Raw genomic sequence first — 17,288 nt, 5'->3', positions numbered from 1 at the left:
ATCAGCGATCAAACCCCAGCAGCAGCGGATCGTGGTCCGAACTGCGCCACGGGCCCGCTTCGTTGCGGTCGCGGTAGCCGACATCGTCGGCTTCATCGGCATTGATGTGCCACTCCGCCGCCGCGCGCAGGCGTTTGGCCATGCCCGGGCTCAACAGCGCATGGTCCAACCGGCCGGTCATGCCGTTGTAGACATAGCTGTAAGGCCGTTCGACCTTGGCCACCGCGAACGCATCCCGCCAGCCGGCCGCGTGCAGGGTGCGGATCGGGTCTTCCATCGCGTAGGCGTTGAAGTCGCCCAGCAGCACTGCATCGCGGGTGCCCGCACCGGTGGGATCGGTCGCCAGCCACTGGTCCAGCAGCGTGGCCGAGGCGACGCGGGTGGCATTCCAGCAGGCCTGGCCGTCCTTCTGATCGGCATCGGCGCCGGTCGCTTCGGAGCAGCCCTTGGATTTGAAGTGATTGGCCACGACCACGAACGGCGCGCCCTTGCCCGCACGGAAGGCCTGCGCCAGCGGCACGCGGCTGCGCTCGCCGAAGGGCTCCTTCTCCAGCACGGCGGGGGCGCCGACCGGGGTCACGCGCGTGGCGCGGTAGATGATGCCGACCCGGATCGGGTTGTCACCCGGGCCCTGCTTCGCGTCGATGAAACGCCAGTCGGCACCCTGGCCCCGGTCCGCATTGAGCGCATCGACCAGCTGAGCGATCGCCGACTGCGGGCCGTAGCCGTCGTTCTCCAGTTCCATCAGCGCGGCGACATCGGCACCGAGGGCGTTGATGGTGGCGACCAGCTTGGCCTTCTGCGCCTGGTGTTCGGCCAGCGTACGGGCACCACGCAGGGTCGGGTAACCGCCGCCCTGGCCATCGCCGTTGAAGAAGTTCTCCAGGTTGAACGCCGCCACGTGCAGGGCACCGGCCACCACCGGTACCGCCGGGCGCTCCAGCCCGGGCAGGTTCAGGGGACGGGTCACCTGCAGGCGGGCGTTGCCTTTGGGATCGATGCGGACGATGCCTTCCACGTTGCGCAGGACCATGCCGGTGCGCAGGTTCGCCGCCGCCGGCAGGTAGGCCACCGGGCCGGGATCCCGGGCATCGCTGCCATCGTCCAGCACCAGCCGGCGACGCAGGTTGTCGGCCACCTCATGGGCGTGCTCCGGGGTGCCGGGTGCGGCCACCTCACTCGGCTGCCAGAGGCGGCCGCCGAAGGCTACGGTCAACTCACCGAAACGCGACAGGCCATCGGTACCGGCCAGGGTCAGTGGCGCGGCGATACGGACCTGCTGGCCATCCAGCGTGCGCCAGTCGGTCGGCGGCGCGGTCAGGGTGACCGTGGCCGACGTGGCCGGCGCCGGGCGCACCTGCGGCGAGGTGGCGGGCTGCGGCTGGGCGGCATGGACCGCGCCGGACAACGCCAGCGCGAGAGCGAACACGAGGGGGGTACGGCGCATCGGAAGCGGAACTCCAGGGAAGTGCGACAAGGCTAACCACATAACGTGAAACGCCGCCCTTCGGCGGCGTCGGTGGCCTGATCCGGCAAAGCCGTCATTTCAGGTTGGCGAGCATCCAATCGACCGTGGCATGGATCTGCTCCTCGGTCAGCGCCGGATTCCCGCCCTTGGGCGGCATGATGCCACCGTCCGGGCCGGTATAGCCCTCCACCGCGTGCTTGTAGAGCGTGTCCTTGCCCTGGGCAATGCGCGCATCCCAATGCCCGTGATCCAGCGTCGGCGCCTTGCCGACGCCATTGGTATGGCAGGCGGTGCAGAGGTTGTCGTAGATCACCTTGCCGTCGGTGGTACCGCCGTAGGCGACCTGCGAGGCGGCTTTGACCAGCGCGGCGGCATGGGCGGCGGCCTGCGCGGCGGCACCGGTGCTGCCGGCGTACACCGCACCGGCGGGCGCGATGCGCTGCTCGGTACGTTTGGCCGCCATCGGCGAGACTTCAGGGGGAATGCTGGTATGCAGGTAGGCCGCAAAGATGATGAGGCCGAGTGTGATGGCCATCAGCAGCGCGATGACCATGGAAAAGCGTTTCAGGAACTCGAGGTCGTAATTCCGCACTCTCTATACCCCTGGCTGGTAGTCGTTGGACCACGGCTTGTCGGCCGAGTATGACCAGCGTCGGCGGCGCTGCGCAAGCGACCGCCGGGTGTCGCAATGCAGCATCGGCGCGGCTCAGGCGCCCGCGGCCCGCAGGCAGAAAACACAGATCGACTCGACCAGCGCATCTTCGTCGCCGTGCGCGTCGCGGCTCAGTGCGGTCGGGCCGACCAGCGCCTCGGTGAACGCCCCCACGATGCAGGCCGCTGCGACATGGGTGTCCTGCGGCGGGAAGGTGCCTGCCTCCACGCCATCGGCGACGATGCGCCGGAACACATCGCCGAACAGACGGCGGCAACGGATGCGCTCGGCCTCCACTTCCGGATCCACCGGCTCGGCGATGAAGGCATAGGCCAGCCCGGGCCCGGCCAGCGCGCGCCGCACGAAGGCGGTGATCGCCCGGCGCAGGCGCTCCGGCGCGGGCAGCGGCTCGGCCGCGATCGCCTCGAAGATGCGCAGCTCGTGCTCGACGGCGGCGGTGAGCACCTCCACGAACAGTTCGGCCTTGGAGGGGAAGTGCCGGTAGATCAGGCCGGTGGAGACCCCGGCTTCGGCCGCCACAGCGGTCACCGGGGCGTTGCGGTAGCCGCCGGCCGCCACCAGCACACGGGTCGCCAGCAGGATGCGTTCACGGGCGCCGGCAAGGCGTTCTTCCATCAGGGCGGAGCGTTTATAGGCCATTTGTTGATTCTATGTTCAATTTTTGAATTTGTGTTCACTTCTTTGTCGAACCCGGCTACGCTGGGGGTACATCGCCCGCGGGACGGCCCTGTCAGCCCGTCCATCCCTCCCGGCGCGTCCCATCCCTTGTTGTTGCGGAGTCGCCCATGCACGTCCCGACCATGAACTTCGATCTCGGCGAAGAGATCGACCTGCTGCGCCAGAGCGTGGCCCATTTTGCCTCCGCTGAAATCGCGCCGCTGGCGGCCCAGGCCGACGAAGAGAATCTGTTCCCCAATGCGCTGTGGCGCAAGCTCGGCGAGCAGGGTCTGCTCGGCCTGACCGTGGAAGAGGAATACGGCGGCAGCGGCATGGGCTACCTCGCGCATGTGGTGGCGATGGAAGAGATCTCGCGCGCCTCCGGTGCCATCGCGTTGTCCTACGGTGCGCACTCGAACCTGTGCGTGAACCAGCTGCGCAAGAACGGCAACGAAGAGCAGAAAAAGCGCTACCTGCCCGGCCTGTGCAGCGGCGAGCTGGTCGGCGCGCTGGCGATGAGCGAACCGGGCGCCGGCTCGGACGTGGTGTCGATGAAGCTGCGCGCGGACAAGCGCGGTGATCACTACGTGCTCAACGGCAACAAGATGTGGATCACCAACGGCCCGGATGCCGATGTGCTGGTGGTCTATGCCAAGACCGATCCGGATGGCGGCGCCAAGGGCATCACCGCGTTCCTGATCGAAAAGGGCATGAAGGGCTTCTCCACGGCGCAGAAGCTGGACAAGCTCGGCATGCGCGGCTCCAACACCTGCGAGCTGGTCTTCCAGGATTGCGAAGTGCCCGAAGCCAACGTGCTTGGCGTGGTCGGCGGTGGCGTCAAGGTGCTGATGTCCGGTCTGGACTATGAGCGCGTGGTGCTTTCCGGCGGCCCGCTCGGGCTGATGGCGGCCGCGATGGATGTGGTGATGCCGTACGTGCACGAGCGCAAGCAGTTCGGCGAGGCGATCGGCACCTTCCAGCTGATCCAGGCCAAGCTGGCCGACATGTATGTGGGCCTCAACGCCTGCCGTGCCTATGTCTACGCGGTGGCACGCGCCTGCGACCAGGGCCGCACCACGCGCCAGGACGCAGCCGGCGCGATCCTGTATTCGGCCGAGAAGGCCACCTGGCTGACCGGCCAGGCGATCCAGATCCTGGGCGGCAACGGCTATATCAACGAGTACCCGACCGGACGGTTGTGGCGCGATGCCAAGCTGTATGAAATCGGCGCCGGCACCTCGGAGATCCGCCGCATGCTGATCGGCCGCGAACTGTTCCAGCGCACCAAGTAAGGGCCCTGCCATGACCGTATTGAGCACCCAGCTGCAACCGGGCAGCGACACCTTCGAGGCCAACCGCGCCGCGCTGCAGGCGGTGGTCGACGACCTGCGCGCTACCCTGGCGCAGACCGCGCTGGGCGGCAGCGAAGCGGCGCGCGCCAAGCACACCGCACGCGGCAAGCTGCTGGTGCGTGACCGCATCGCTGCCCTGCTCGACCCGGGCAGCGCCTTCCTGGAAATCGCCCCGCTGGCCGCGCACGGCATGTATGGCGACCCGATCCCCAGCGCCGGCGTGGTTGCCGGCATCGGCCGGGTCTCGGGCGTGGAATGCGTGATCGTGGCCAACGATGCCACGGTCAAGGGTGGCACCTACTACCCGATGACGGTCAAGAAGCACCTGCGCGCGCAGGAAGTGGCCGAGCAGAACCGCCTGCCCTGCATCTACCTGGTGGATTCGGGCGGTGCGTTCCTGCCGCTGCAGGATGAGGTGTTCCCGGACCGCGACCATTTCGGCCGGATTTTCTACAACCAGGCCAACCTGTCCGCGCAGGGCATCCCGCAGATCGCCTGCGTGATGGGCAGCTGCACCGCCGGTGGCGCCTACGTGCCGGCGATGAGCGATGAAACGGTGATCGTGCGCGAGCAGGGCACCATCTTCCTCGGCGGCCCGCCGCTGGTGAAAGCGGCCACCGGTGAAGTGGTCACCGCCGAAGAACTGGGCGGTGCCGATGTGCACACGCGCATCTCCGGCGTGGCCGACCACATGGCCGACAACGACCTGCAGGCGCTGGCCCGGGTCCGCGCGATCATCGCCCAGCTCAACTGGCGCAAGCCCGAGCCGGCGCTGGCGGTGCAGGCCCCGGTGGAACCGCGGCATCCGGCCCACGAGCTGTATGGCGTGATCCCGGCCGACACGCGCAAGCCCTATGACGTGCGCGAAGTGATCCTGCGCCTGGTGGACGATTCGCGCTTCGATGAGTTCAAGCCGCGCTACGGCAACACCCTGGTCACCGGCTTCGCGCATCTGCACGGCTACCCGGTGGGCATCATCGCCAACAACGGCATCCTGTTCTCCGAGTCCGCGCTGAAGGGCGCGCACTTCATCGAACTGTGCACGCAGCGCGGCATTCCGCTGGTGTTCCTGCAGAACATCACCGGCTTCATGGTTGGCCGCAAGTACGAGCACGGCGGCATCGCCAAGGACGGGGCCAAGCTGGTCATGGCCGTGGCCTGCGCCAAGGTGCCCAAGTTCACCGTGGTGATCGGCGGCTCGTTCGGTGCCGGCAACTACGGCATGTGCGGCCGTGCCTACTCGCCCAACTTCCTGTGGATGTGGCCGAACGCGCGCATCGGCGTGATGGGCGGCGAGCAGGCCGCCAGCGTGCTGGCCACGGTCAAACGCGATGGCATCGAAGCCAAGGGCGGGCAGTGGTCGGCCGAGGAAGAAGACGGCTTCAAGTCGCCGATCCGCGCGCAGTTCGAATCGCAGGGCCACCCGTACTACGCCAGCGCCCGCCTCTGGGATGACGGCGTGATCGACCCGGCCGACACCCGTCGTGTGCTGGGCCTGGCGCTGTCGGCCAGCCTCAACGCCCCGGCGAAGAAGACCGACTTCGGCGTGTTCCGCATGTAATGCACGGGCGGTGCCGCCTGGCACCGCCGCCCCTGGCCCGCGCAACGAGACCACCATGTTCACCAAGATCCTGATCGCCAACCGTGGCGAAATCGCCTGCCGCGTCATCGCTACCTGCCAGCGCCTGGGCATCGCCACCGTGGCGGTGTACTCCGACGCCGACCGCAACGCGCGCCACGTGCGCCTGGCCGACGAGGCCATCGCGATCGGCCCGGCGCCGGCGCGCGAGAGCTACCTGCGCGGCGATGCCATCCTGGAGGCCGCCCGCCGCACCGGCGCGCAGGCGATCCATCCCGGCTACGGCTTCCTCTCGGAGAATGCCGGTTTCGCGCAGGCCTGCGCCGAGGCCGGCATCGTGTTCATCGGCCCCTCTGCGGCGGCAATCCGCGCGATGGGCGACAAGAGCGCGGCCAAGGCGCTGATGCAGCAGGCCGGCGTGCCGCTGACCCCGGGCTACCACGGCGACGAGCAGATCCCCGAGTTCCTGCGCAAGCAGGCCGACAGCATCGGCTACCCGGTGTTGATCAAGGCCAGCGCCGGCGGCGGTGGCAAGGGCATGCGCCGCGTGGATGACAGCGCGACCTTCACCGAGGCGCTGGCCAGCTGCCAGCGTGAAGCGCAGTCCGCGTTCGGCAACGCACACGTGCTGGTCGAGAAGTATGTGGAGCGTCCGCGCCACATCGAGATCCAGGTGTTCGGCGACAGCCACGGCAACGTGGTGTACCTGTTCGAGCGCGACTGCTCGGTGCAGCGCCGCCATCAGAAGGTGCTCGAAGAAGCGCCTGCGCCCGGCATGACGCCCGAGCGCCGCGCCGCGATGGGCAAGGCGGCCGTCGATGCCGCGCGCGCGGTCAACTACGTCGGCGCGGGCACGGTGGAGTTCATCGCCGGCCCGGATGGCGATTTCTACTTCATGGAAATGAACACCCGCCTGCAGGTGGAGCACCCGGTCACCGAGTGCATCACCGGCACCGACCTGGTCGAGTGGCAGCTGCGCGTGGCCAGCGGTGAACCGCTGCCGCTGCAGCAGGATCAGCTGCAGATCCGCGGCCATGCACTGGAAGCCCGCCTGTACGCCGAAGACGCCGACCGCGGTTTCCTGCCCTCCACCGGCACCCTGCGCCACCTGCGCCTGCCGGCCAACACCGCGCACGTACGCGTGGACGCCGGTGTCGACCAGGGCGATGCGATCACCCCGTTCTACGACCCGATGATCGCCAAGCTGATCGTCTGGGATGTCGACCGCGACGCCGCGCTGCGCCGCATGCAGCAGGCGCTGGCCGAGTGCGAAGTGGTCGGCGTGACCACCAATGCCGCCTTCCTGCGCCGGCTGGTGATGACCGATTCGTTTACCCAGGCCAAGCTGGACACCGCGCTGATCGAGCGCGAGCAGGCCGCACTGGCCCCCAACGACGGCGACAGCGATCCGGCACTCTGGGCGCTGGCCGCGATTGCCGGCGTGGCCACCAGCGAAGCCGCCAGCCGTGATGCGCGTGACCCGCACTCGCCGTGGCAGGCCCAGGATGGCTGGCGCCTTGGTGCGGCCGCCGCACGCGCGCTGACGCTGGAGCACCGGGGTGCACAGCGCAGCGTGGCCGTGCAGGGCGCGGGCGGACAGTGGACCGTCCACATGGATGGCAACGCGCTGCAGGGCAGCGGCCGCCTGGCCGGTGATGCGCTGCGCGTGCAGATCGGCGAGCAGCTGCATCGCGCCACCGTCATCCGCGACGGCAATGCGCTGTACCTGTTCGGCAGCGAGGGCGTGCAGCGCTTCACCCTGCATGATCCGGTCAGCGAAGCGGACCAGTCCGTCGCCGATGCCGGCAGCCTGGTCGCGCCGATGCCGGGCCGTATCGTGGCCACACTCGTGTCACCGGGCACGGCGGTCAAACGCGGCGCGCCGCTGCTGGTGCTGGAAGCGATGAAGATGGAGCACACGCTGCAGGCACCGGCCGATGGCACCGTGCAGGGTTACCGGGTCAAAGCCGGGGATCAGGTGGGTGATGGGGCCGTGCTGGTGGATTTCGAGGCGGGGTGAGTCACCCGGTTGGCGGCTCGGCAGTGAGTACCGGCGTCCACACCTGGCCGCCGGGGTCGAACTCTGAGGTCGACATCTGCTGTGCCCGCCAGCCGACGCCACACACGGCGAGCGGGCTGAGCTGCATGGGATCCATGCCGAGCACCTGCTCGATATCCTGTTCGTTGATCGCGGCCGTAACAAAGGCCCCCAGGCCCTGTTCGGTCGCGCAGGTCAGCAGCAGCTGCGAGATGTGGCCAACATCCAGGATCACCGCGCGGTAGGCCTTGGGATGGTGGCGGTACTTCCAGTAGGTGCGCGCGAACCGGGGGGCCAGCACGATCAGCACTGGCGCATCGGCAAACCAGTGTTGGCCGGCGGTGAACAACGCCGCCAGCTCTGCCATGGACCGCGCATCGGAAGGCAGGGCGGACACGCCGTGCGAGGCAGGATCGTAGTGATACAGACCCGCCTGGAGGCCCTCGACATGCTGCACCAGCAGATACGCTTCGGTGGGATGCAGGCCCCCGGCGGACGGTACGTTCTTTTTGAGAAACACCGCGTCTTCTTCGACCACCTGCCGTCCTGTTTCAGCCAGGGTGCGCTGCAGCAGTCGTGATAGCTCGGCCAGCGGCAGTGGCTGCGCCGTATCGAAGTTGCGGCAGGTGCTGCGCTCGCGCAGGCTGCGGTCGAACGCTTCCTCGGGCTGGCGTGGCAGGCGGCGAGGTTCTCCTGCGTGGGAAGCCAACGCGGGCGGTGGCGGCCCAAGGTGTGCACGCAGCCCCGCCGCTGTGTGCAGTCCCGCCGATTCCAGGGCTTTCACGCTGTCCTGGCCCTGCCAGCGGCCCTGCCAATGGAGCATCGCGGCAGGTCCCCACCACGGCACCTGCCGCAGCTGCGCTTCACGTTCAGCCAACGCGTCGCGATCTGCTCCCTGTGCCTGGACCAGCCCATGCGCCAGCAGGTAGCGCAGATCGCTGTCATCTTCCCCGGCGGGCCGTGGCTCCCATCGCTCCGGGTCGAGACGTCCCAGCAGCAGCACCTGTGACTCATTGAGCTCGACCGGCGCCGGCAGGTGCGGTGCCAGCGCCGTCCAGACACTGCGCAGGGTCATGCCCGTACCACCGGATACCAGCGCGCGCAGATCGAAGGAGGTCTGCTGTCGGGGCTCGAGGTAGAGGGTGCGGCATCGGCGCAGGTGGAGGGTATCGTGCATGGGCAGCCAGAAAGGGAAGCATCGCGTGTTCCAGTGTGTCGGCCGGGATCGCCAAAGATGAAGGCCGATGATCATCGGGCGACTCAAGCGCTTCACGCGCCGGCCGCTATCGATCGCGGCTGTAACGTCACACCCCGGCCTGCGCGTACGCCCCCTCCTTCCCTCCGCTATCTCCGAGACATCCCACATGACCAGCACTTCTCCGCCGCTTTCCTCCAACGATGCCGTACAGCTGCTGGATCTGCTCAGCAGCGACGATGCGTTCCGTACCCTGTTCCAGGCCGATCCCGCTGCCGCGCTGGCGACCATCAGCGCCGAGGCGGGCGCGGCATCGTGCGACTGCGAATCAGGCGGTCCGCTGGCCAGCAAGGAAGAATTCCAGGCCGCTCGCACGCGCCTGCTTGCCCACCTGACCGCCACCAGCTCCTTCAGCTTCCCGCACTGTTTCGTCAGCGGTGACATCGACTCACAACTGCAGCGCAAGCCGCAGCCCTGAGGTCTGGCGGTTACTGCAACGACGTCGCGTCCAGACGTCGTTGCGCGGCCCGGCTGTCATGGACATTCAGCGCCTGCAGGAGATAGGAACCGGCGTTTTCCGCGTAGGCCCTGCCGCGTTGTGTCGCCAGCCAGCGTTGCTCGGCGGCGGCAGCCACCTGGTCCCCGGCGGCCACCAGGCTGTCCTGCAGGGCGACGTGGACCTGGAACAACTCGCTGCCGTCGATGAGCGCGCGCAAGCGCTGCACCGATTGCGCAGCCCGGCCATCCACGCGATCCTGGTTGGCCACCAGCACCGCCACCATCTGCGTTCCACGCGGGTCATCCAGTGCCTTGGCAAGTCGCTGCAGATGCGGCAACTGGCGACGTGCCACGTCATAGAGCTCGGCGCGTTGCGCGAGATAGGCCGAGGCAGCGGCCATGTACAGCCACTCTCCCCGCTCACCTGCCGCAGGATCGGCCGCCTGCGCGATCATGGTGGCGATAAGCTGCTCATATTCGTGTGCGCCGGCCTTTCGCACGGCAATGCTGGCCAGCGAAAGCGACTGCGCCTGGAACATTCCGCAGATCCGCGCATTGTCACCACAGTGGCGCAGGGCACCTGCATTGGCCCGCAGTGCCGCCGCCGGCTCGCCTGCGTCCAGCGCGACGGCGGTGCCCTCCAGGTGCATGGCAAGATCATCCTCCCGAGCGGCGGCAAGCATGCGCTGGGCGCCCACCAGGTCGCCATGAGCGGCGAGCGCGGCGACCATGTGGCGGTTCACTGACCATTGACCGATCCGTGCGGATTGACGATAGCTGCGCAGTGCCGCATCGGCGTGATTCTGCGCCAGCTCGGCGCGACCGAGCGCCTGCAACGCCATGGCCTGCAACGGGTTCTGTGCGACAGCGGCCTTGCGTGCAGCCTGCTCGGACTCGCTATACCGCCCCACGCTCAGCATGGACCAGGCGTAGTTGGCATGGGCGCCGTGGTAATCGGGATAGAGATCGCCCAAGAGCTTCCACTTTTCGGCCGTGGCGAGTGTTCCGGCGCCGTTGAGATCGGCATCCCAGGCGTCCATGTACAGCCGATCCCGTCCTGACAAGCGACCGGCAGCGCGTTTTGCCGCGGCCAGCGATTGCCGGGCCCCTTCGGGATTGCCCCGGCCCCACTGGATGCGCAGCTGTGCCAGGTAGGCGAACGCGAAGTCCGGATCGAAACGCACCGCCTGCCCGAAAAACCGCTGCGCGTCGTCATAGCGTCCATCGCCGTATGCTTTGACGCCCATCGCGTAGGCATGCAGCGCATCCAGGCTGGCCGTCGCCACCTTGGGCAGGGGCATCGAGTCCCGCGAGATGTCATGCATGGCCTCGCCGAGCTCCGCGCGCATCTGAGCCACGACGTCATCGGTGGAACCCAGCAGGGATTCCATGCCGCGGCCATCGGCATGGTCGGACCACGCCGTATTGCCGGTGTTGGGATCGATCAGTTCCAGTGAAACACGCAGCCGCCCATGCACTTCGGCCACGGTGGGTACGATCACGGCTCTGGCACCCTCACGCAGCGCGACCTCGATCGCCGCGTCGCGGTCCAGCGCTCCACCTTCGCGACGCATCCGCTCCAGCGTTTCCTGCACCTTCATGTCGCTGAGCACATTGACGTAACGCGACTGCTCCAGAGAAATGCGGAACGCCTGTTGAAGACTGTCGTCCAGCAGTGCATTGCCGGTCAGGTTATGGAGGTTGCCCAGTACCACCCAATCCCGTTCGCCGAAGGCAATGGCCGGCGTCGGGCGTAGAAAGGCCCAGGTGCCGAAGACCATGCCTGCCACCAGCGCCACCTCGGCCAGCAGTGTCATCGGCCGGCGCCACAGCGGCACGGCACGGCGGGCCTTGGGGCTGCCGCGTGGGGCACGCAGCGGCGCAAACTCCCGTTCACCCACTTCATGGATGTCCTGGCGACCGGGCATGCCCTTGAACCGCCAACCGCCGTGCGATTTCCACACCAGTCGCTCGCCACGCTCCCCCAGCTCGCCCACCGCGCGATGGGTCAGCGATTCGGCCACGGCCGAGAGCAGGATCTGCCCGGGCCGGGCAAGGGCCATCAGGCGCGCGGCCATCGGCTTGGCCAGGCCCTCGACCTCCAGCGATTTGGCCCCAACCTTGATCGCCTCGGGGCTGTTTTCCCAGGTCAGCACTTCGCCGACGTGCAGGCCCGCGCGGGCGCGCAGCACGATGTCACGCTGCTTGCCGATCTCCATCAGGCCGCGCTGGTAATCCAGCGCAAAGCCGAGACCATCGATGGCGCGCTCGAACAACAGCAGCAGGCCATCGGAACGATCGATCAGGCGACCATTCCACTGTTGCTGCAACACCAGCACCAGCCGGTCATGCGCCTGGAACAGCTCGGCCGCCGCCGCATCGCCGATGCGCTCGACCAGGATCAACGAGTCGCACAGATCGGTGAACAGCAGCGCCCGCATCTGCGGGGCCTGGGTCGACGTTCCGTTGTCGCCGTTCATGCCGATCTCCCGATCAGGGTGTGGCGGTCGCTGATCGCGACCAGTGCAATCGGTTGCCGCCCAGCCGTTTGGCCTGGTACAGCGCATTGTCGGCGCGGGCGTACCACTCGCTCCAGTCGGTCTGCGGGTCGATCAGACAGACCCCGATGCTGACCGGGCACACATGCGGCACGCCATGCGCACGGCCGATCAGGCCATGCACCGCGCTGAGAATGAACTCGGCGGCGTGCTGCAGGCTGTCCTGGTCGGCGCTGCGCAGCAGCAGGCAGAATTCGTCGCCGCCCAGCCGGCAGGCCACGTCCGGCTCGGTGGCCACCGAGCGCAGGATGTTGGCCACGCTCTGCAGCACGCGGTCGCCGGCCTGGTGGCCGTGCACATCGTTGACCTGCTTGAACTGGTCGCAGTCGATCAGCAGCAGGCCCTGAGGCGCGCTGTTTTCCTGCGCACGGCAGTCCTGCAGGTAGAGCGCGAGGCCACGCCGGTTGTGCAGGCCGGTCAGCTCGTCGGTGCGCACCAGCTCGCGGGTGTGGGTGAGCTGGTGAGTGGTGACGTAGAGGTTGTCCAGCGCGGTTTCGAGATCGTGGTTGCGGCGGCGCAGCTGGCGGATCAACACCTGCTCGTTGCTCACCACCCGCATGATCGTGCGGCGCAGGAAGTAGGCCAGCAGACCAGGGTCGCGGTCGACCAGACGCTGGAAATCGTCGTGGTCCAGTTCCAGCACGATACTGTCCTCGACCGCACGCGCGCCGGCCGTGCGCTGGTGGTCGCCGATCAGCAGGCCCAGCTCGCCGAAGAATTCATTGGGACCGAGCGACTTCACGACGAGGTCTTCGCCGAAGTCCAGTTCGATGCAGCCGCTGACGATCACGTACATGGTGCTGCCGGCGTGGCCGCGATGGAACAGATGGGTGCCTGAGGGCAGCTTGCGTTGCCGGCCGAATTCGGAGAACAATGCGGACTCGCCGTTGCTCAGGATGGCGTGCACGATCTCAGCCATCGCCTTGCGGTCGATGTCTGGTTCCTGTTCGCACATGATCGCCGCCGCACCCTTGCCGGTCATTTCCGAACACCCGCTTTCCAGCGTCCCCCTGGTGAGCGAAGGAGGATAGCACTCCTCAAAACTGTGCGCCCTATCCCATTTCCGACTTTTACCCCCCAAGATCGTGAAAACACGCGCGTTCTACCGCGTGTGACGATGTGAAGAGCCGGGTCCGGAGACGACACAGGGCGGCAGGTCCCCCGACCGGCCGCCCTGATGGCCTTCCCTGGCCGCCCTTGCCGGGTCAGGCCGCGCGTTCGGCGTTGAACTGCTCTTCCTCGGTGGACCCGGTCAGGGCGGTGGTCGAGGACTGGCCCTGCTGGATCGCCTGGGTCACCGCGTCGAAGTAGCCGGTGCCGACCTCACGCTGATGCTTGACCGCGGTGAAGCCCCGGTCGGCCGCGGCGAACTCGGCCTCCTGCAACTCCACGAAGGCACTCATCTGGCGGCGGGCATAGCCGTGGGCCAGGTTGAACATCGAGTAGTTCAGGGCGTGGAAGCCGGCCAGGGTGATGAACTGGAACTTGTAGCCGTATTTGGCGATCTCCTTCTGGAAGGTCGCGATGGTGGCGTCGTCCAGGTTCTTCTTCCAGTTGAAGCTGGGCGAGCAGTTGTAGGCCAGCAGCTTGCCCGGGAATTTGGCGTGGATCGCTTCGGCGAACTTGCGCGCGAACTCCAGGTCCGGCTTGCCGGTCTCGCACCAGATCAGGTCCGCATAGGGCGCATAGGCCAGGCCGCGGCTGATCGCCTGCTCCAGGCCGTTGCGGGTCTTGTAGAAGCCTTCCACGGTGCGCTCGCCGGTGGTGAACGGCTGGTCGTTGCCATCCACATCGCTGGTCAGCAGGTCGGCGGCCTCGGCATCGGTACGCGCCACCAGCAGGGTCGGCACGCCCATCACGTCGGCGGCCAGGCGGGCGGCGTTGAGCTTTTCGATCGCCTCGCGGGTCGGCACCAGCACCTTGCCGCCCATGTGCCCGCACTTCTTCACCGAGGCCAGCTGATCCTCGAAGTGCACGCCCGCCGCGCCGGCCTCGATCATCGCCTTCATCAGTTCGAAGGCGTTGAGCACGCCGCCGAAACCGGCTTCGGCATCGGCCACGATCGGCTGCAGGAAGTCGATGTCATCCTTGCCTTCGGCATGGTGCAGCTGATCGGCGCGCAGCAGGGTGTTGTTGATGCGCTTGACCACCGCCGGCACCGAGTCGGCCGGGTACAGCGACTGGTCCGGGTACATCTGGCCGGCCAGGTTGGCATCGGCGGCGACCTGCCAACCGGACAGGTAGATCGCGTTCAAGCCGGCCTTGACCTGCTGCATGGCCTGGTTGCCGGTCAGCGCGCCGAGCGCGTTGACGAAGTCCTTTTCCTGCAGGTATGTCCACAGCTTCTCCGCGCCCAGCCGCGCCAGCGAGTGCTCCACGTGCACGGTGCCACGCAGGCGCACCACATCGGCGGCGGTGTAGTTGCGGGTGATCCCGGCCCAGCGCGGGTCGGTGTTCCAAGCGTGCTGGATCTGTTCGGCGGTCTGCAGGGTGCTCATGTCGAATCTCCAAAGGGAACGGATGCGGTAACAGCAGGTGGATGGCGGTCAGTCGAGACGGTCGTAGGCGGGCAGGGTCAGGAAGTCGGTGAGCTCCTCGCGGCGGCTGAGCGCGGCCAGCAGCGCGATGGACTCGGGGATGCGGGCGCTGCCCGGCAGCGCGGTGGTGTCACCCAGCCGCGCAGGCAGCTGGGCCAGGGTGGCGTCGAGCAGGGCCAGGTCGATGGCGGTGCCGTCGTCCAGGTGCTGGCCGGGGGTATGCAGCCACTGCCACAGCTGGCTGCGGCTGATCTCGGCGGTGGCCGCGTCCTCCATCAGGTGGTGGATCGGCACGCAGCCGTTGCCGTCCAGCCAGGCGGCCAGGTAGCGCACGCAGACCTCCACGTTGCCCTCGAAACCGGCGCGGGTGATGGTGCCGGTGGGCGCGGCGATCAGGTCATCGCGGGCCACCTGCACATCGTTGCGCAGCACGCGGTGCTGGTTCGGCCCGGGCATGTGTTCGTCGAAGATCGCCTGCGCGACCGGGATCAGCGCGGGGTGGGCGACCCAGGTGCCGTCATGGCCGGCGGTGACTTCGCGCAGCTTGTCCGCCCGCACCCGCGCCATCGCCTGCTCGTTGGCGGCCGCGTCGTGGTTGATCGGAATCTGCGCGGCCATGCCGCCCATCGCATGTGCGCCGCGGCGGTGGCAGGTGCGGATCAGCAGCTCCGAATAGGCCTTCAGGAACGGCTGGGTCATCGTCACCTGGCCGCGCTCGGGCAGCACCTTGTCGGGGTGGCGGCGGAAGGTCTTGATGTAGGAAAAAATGTAATCCCAGCGGCCACAGTTCAGGCCGACGATGCGATCGCGCAGCGCATGCAGGATCTCGTCCATCTCGAACACCGCCGGCAGCGTTTCGATCAGCACGGTGACCTTGATCTGCCCATGCGGCAGGCCGAGCATGCCCTCGATGTGCGACAGCGCGGTCTCCCACAGCGCCGCCTCTTCCATGCTCTGCAGCTTGGGCAGGTAGAAGTACGGGCCACGCTGCCTGCACATCAGCGTGCGGGCATTGTGGAAGGCGAAGACCGCCGCATCGAACAGGCCACCGGCGATCGGCTGGCCATCGATGCGCACGTGCTTTTCATCCAGGTGCCAGCCCCGTGGGCGCACGATCAGCACGGCCTGCTCGTTGAACGGTCGCAGCGTGTACTGCTTGCCCGGCTTCCCATCGACGGACGGCCCGGTGTGGGTCAGATCGCCACGCACCGCGCCGATGAGTGCCTGCTGGCCGGCCAGCAGGTTGCGCCAGGCCGGGGCGGTGGAATCCTCGAAGTCGGCCATGAACACCTTGGCGCCGGAGTTCAGCGCGTTGATGACCATCTTCGGGTCGGTCGGGCCGGTGATCTCCACCCGGCGGTCCTGCAGCGCCTCCGGCAGCGGGGCGACGTGCCAGTCGCCGGCGCGGATCTCCGCGGTATCGGCACGGAAGTCCGGCAGGCCGCCGCCATCGAAGAAGGCCTGGCGCGCGACCCGTGCCTGCAGCCGGCGCTGACGCTCCGGCTCCACCGCCCGGTGCAGCGACACCAACAGCGCCAGTACCCCCGCCGGCAGCAGCGCGGACTGGCCGGCCAGCTGGGTGGTGAGGGCAATGCCGGGGGTGGCCGGTGCATCGGCGGGGGTGGGCTGGGCGGTGGCGTAAGCGACGGCGGACATGGCGGACTCCTGCGGTGCGGTTGATCTCCACCGTGCGCCGCCGCGCCGATATTTGACAAAGCAGTTATTGCAATGGCTTACATAAGGTGTGCTTATACTCATGACGTCATGACCACGCCCCGCACGCCAAGTCCCCGGTTTTCCTACAAATCCGATCGGCTCAAGCCGCTCCGGGCGTTCTGCCAGACCGTCCGCCTCGGCTCAGTCTCACGGGCTGCTGAGGCTTTGTTCGTCAGCCAGCCGGCCATCAGCCAGCAGTTGCAGGCGCTGGAGCGCGAACTCGGGGTCAACCTGTTCGAGCGCAGCGGGCGCCGCCTGGTGCCCAGCCGTGAAGGCCAGCTGCTGTATGAGATGGCGCTGCCGCTGGTGGAGAACCTGGACGGGCTGGAGGCCAGCTTCCGTGACAAGGTGAAGGGGCTGGATGCCGGCGAGCTCAACATCGCGGCCAACAGCTCGACCATCCTGTACCTGCTGCCGCGCATCGTGGAGCGCTTCCGCCAGCGCCACCCGGATGTCCGCCTGACCCTGCACAACGCGATCAGCGCCGACGGTACCGACCTGCTGCGCAGCGATGCGGCGGACCTGGCGGTGGGCTCGATGACCGACGTGCCGGCCGACCTCAGCTACGCCCCGGCCTACCGCTTCGAGCAGGTGCTGATCGCCCCGCCCGATCATCCGCTGGCGCATGGCGAACTGAGCCTGGAGGCGATCTCGCAGTACCCGCTGGTGCTGCCGCCCAAACGCCAGATCACCTACCGGCTGGTGGACCAGGTCTTCCAACGGCATCGACTGCCCTACACCGTGGCGCTGGAAGTAGGCGGCTGGGAAGTGATCAAGCAGTACGTGGCGATGGGCATGGGCATCTCCATTGTGCCGGCGCTCTGCCTCCACGATGCCGACCGCGAGAAGCTGGTGACGCGCTCGATGAGTGCGTGGTTCCCGGAGCGCAGTTATGGGGTGATCGTGCGGCGCGGGCGGTTTCTGTCACCGCAGGCGCGGGCGTTCATCGAGCTGATCCAGCCGGATCTGTTCAGTCCGCGCAGCTATGATGAAAGTGGTCATTCCGAGCGCTGACAC

13 protein-coding genes are annotated in these 17,288 nt (G+C 67.7%); 5 read left to right on the top strand and 8 right to left on the bottom strand.

Going from position 1 to position 17,288, the window contains the following annotated elements; genetic code table 11:
* Nucleotide 1: 1 nt before the first annotated feature.
* From AC1DIQ_RS13225 to AC1DIQ_RS13215, 3 genes are all read right to left on the bottom strand, one after another.
* A complete protein-coding gene (locus AC1DIQ_RS13225; RefSeq protein ID WP_282262803.1) occupies nt 2–1,447 on the bottom strand; it encodes an ExeM/NucH family extracellular endonuclease in 1,446 nt (481 codons plus the stop codon).
* 94 nt (nt 1,448–1,541) lie between these two features.
* Complete coding sequence (locus AC1DIQ_RS13220) at nt 1,542–2,060, bottom strand: c-type cytochrome (protein ID WP_070474313.1); 519 nt, start codon at nt 2,058–2,060, stop codon at nt 1,542–1,544.
* Between the two features lie 114 nt (nt 2,061–2,174).
* Nucleotides 2,175–2,780 carry a TetR/AcrR family transcriptional regulator gene (locus tag AC1DIQ_RS13215; protein ID WP_121044348.1) on the bottom strand — a complete coding sequence of 202 codons (606 nt, stop codon included), beginning with the start codon at nt 2,778–2,780 and terminating at the stop codon, nt 2,175–2,177.
* 146 nt (nt 2,781–2,926) lie between these two features.
* On the opposite strand from AC1DIQ_RS13215, the gene AC1DIQ_RS13210 reads away from it, so the two are divergent.
* From AC1DIQ_RS13210 to AC1DIQ_RS13200, 3 genes are read left to right on the top strand one after another with little or no spacing between them, the layout of a single operon-like run.
* Nucleotides 2,927–4,090 carry an isovaleryl-CoA dehydrogenase gene (locus AC1DIQ_RS13210; protein ID WP_102788830.1) on the top strand — a complete coding sequence of 388 codons (1,164 nt, stop codon included), beginning with the start codon at nt 2,927–2,929 and terminating at the stop codon, nt 4,088–4,090.
* 10 nt (nt 4,091–4,100) lie between these two features.
* Complete coding sequence (locus AC1DIQ_RS13205; protein ID WP_478050197.1) at nt 4,101–5,711, top strand: carboxyl transferase domain-containing protein; 1,611 nt, start codon at nt 4,101–4,103, stop codon at nt 5,709–5,711.
* Between the two features lie 55 nt (nt 5,712–5,766).
* Entirely contained in the window at nt 5,767–7,749 is a 1,983-nt protein-coding gene (locus tag AC1DIQ_RS13200) for an acetyl/propionyl/methylcrotonyl-CoA carboxylase subunit alpha (RefSeq protein ID WP_478050196.1), read from the top strand.
* Between the two features lies 1 nt (nt 7,750).
* On the opposite strand, the gene AC1DIQ_RS13195 is transcribed toward AC1DIQ_RS13200, so the two are convergent.
* On the bottom strand, nt 7,751–9,019 hold the full coding sequence (locus tag AC1DIQ_RS13195; RefSeq protein WP_478050195.1) for a putative peptide maturation dehydrogenase: 1,269 nt from the start codon (nt 9,017–9,019) through the stop codon (nt 7,751–7,753).
* 112 nt (nt 9,020–9,131) lie between these two features.
* On the opposite strand from AC1DIQ_RS13195, the gene AC1DIQ_RS13190 reads away from it, so the two are divergent.
* Nucleotides 9,132–9,440, top strand: a complete 309-nt coding sequence (locus AC1DIQ_RS13190; protein WP_070474300.1) for an NHLP-related RiPP peptide — start codon at nt 9,132–9,134, stop codon at nt 9,438–9,440.
* Nucleotides 9,441–9,450: 10 nt separating this feature from the next.
* Here AC1DIQ_RS13190 and AC1DIQ_RS13185 read toward each other — a convergent pair whose 3' ends face one another.
* The 4 genes from AC1DIQ_RS13185 to aceB all read right to left on the bottom strand — a co-directional run bounded on the left by AC1DIQ_RS13185 (nt 9,451) and on the right by aceB (nt 16,211).
* Entirely contained in the window at nt 9,451–11,940 is a 2,490-nt protein-coding gene (locus AC1DIQ_RS13185) for a putative peptide modification system cyclase (RefSeq protein ID WP_121044361.1), read from the bottom strand.
* A 13-nt stretch (nt 11,941–11,953) separates the two neighbouring features.
* Nucleotides 11,954–13,000, bottom strand: a complete 1,047-nt coding sequence (locus AC1DIQ_RS13180) for a GGDEF domain-containing protein (protein WP_121044364.1) — start codon at nt 12,998–13,000, stop codon at nt 11,954–11,956.
* 223 nt (nt 13,001–13,223) lie between these two features.
* Nucleotides 13,224–14,516 carry an isocitrate lyase gene (gene aceA, locus AC1DIQ_RS13175; RefSeq protein ID WP_121044367.1) on the bottom strand — a complete coding sequence of 431 codons (1,293 nt, stop codon included), beginning with the start codon at nt 14,514–14,516 and terminating at the stop codon, nt 13,224–13,226.
* A 48-nt stretch (nt 14,517–14,564) separates the two neighbouring features.
* The gene (gene aceB / locus AC1DIQ_RS13170; protein ID WP_282262788.1) at nt 14,565–16,211 is read right to left on the bottom strand and encodes a malate synthase A; all 1,647 of its coding nucleotides are present in this window, start codon (nt 16,209–16,211) and stop codon (nt 14,565–14,567) included.
* 108 nt (nt 16,212–16,319) lie between these two features.
* Between aceB and AC1DIQ_RS13165 the strand changes: the two genes are divergently transcribed.
* Complete coding sequence (locus tag AC1DIQ_RS13165) at nt 16,320–17,285, top strand: LysR family transcriptional regulator (protein ID WP_121044373.1); 966 nt, start codon at nt 16,320–16,322, stop codon at nt 17,283–17,285.
* Nucleotides 17,286–17,288 lie beyond the last annotated feature (3 nt).

This window comes from Stenotrophomonas sp. 05L413, assembly GCF_056397945.1.
The sequence above is the reverse complement of the archived record's forward strand: the minus strand, read 5'-3'. Positions and strand labels throughout refer to the sequence as shown.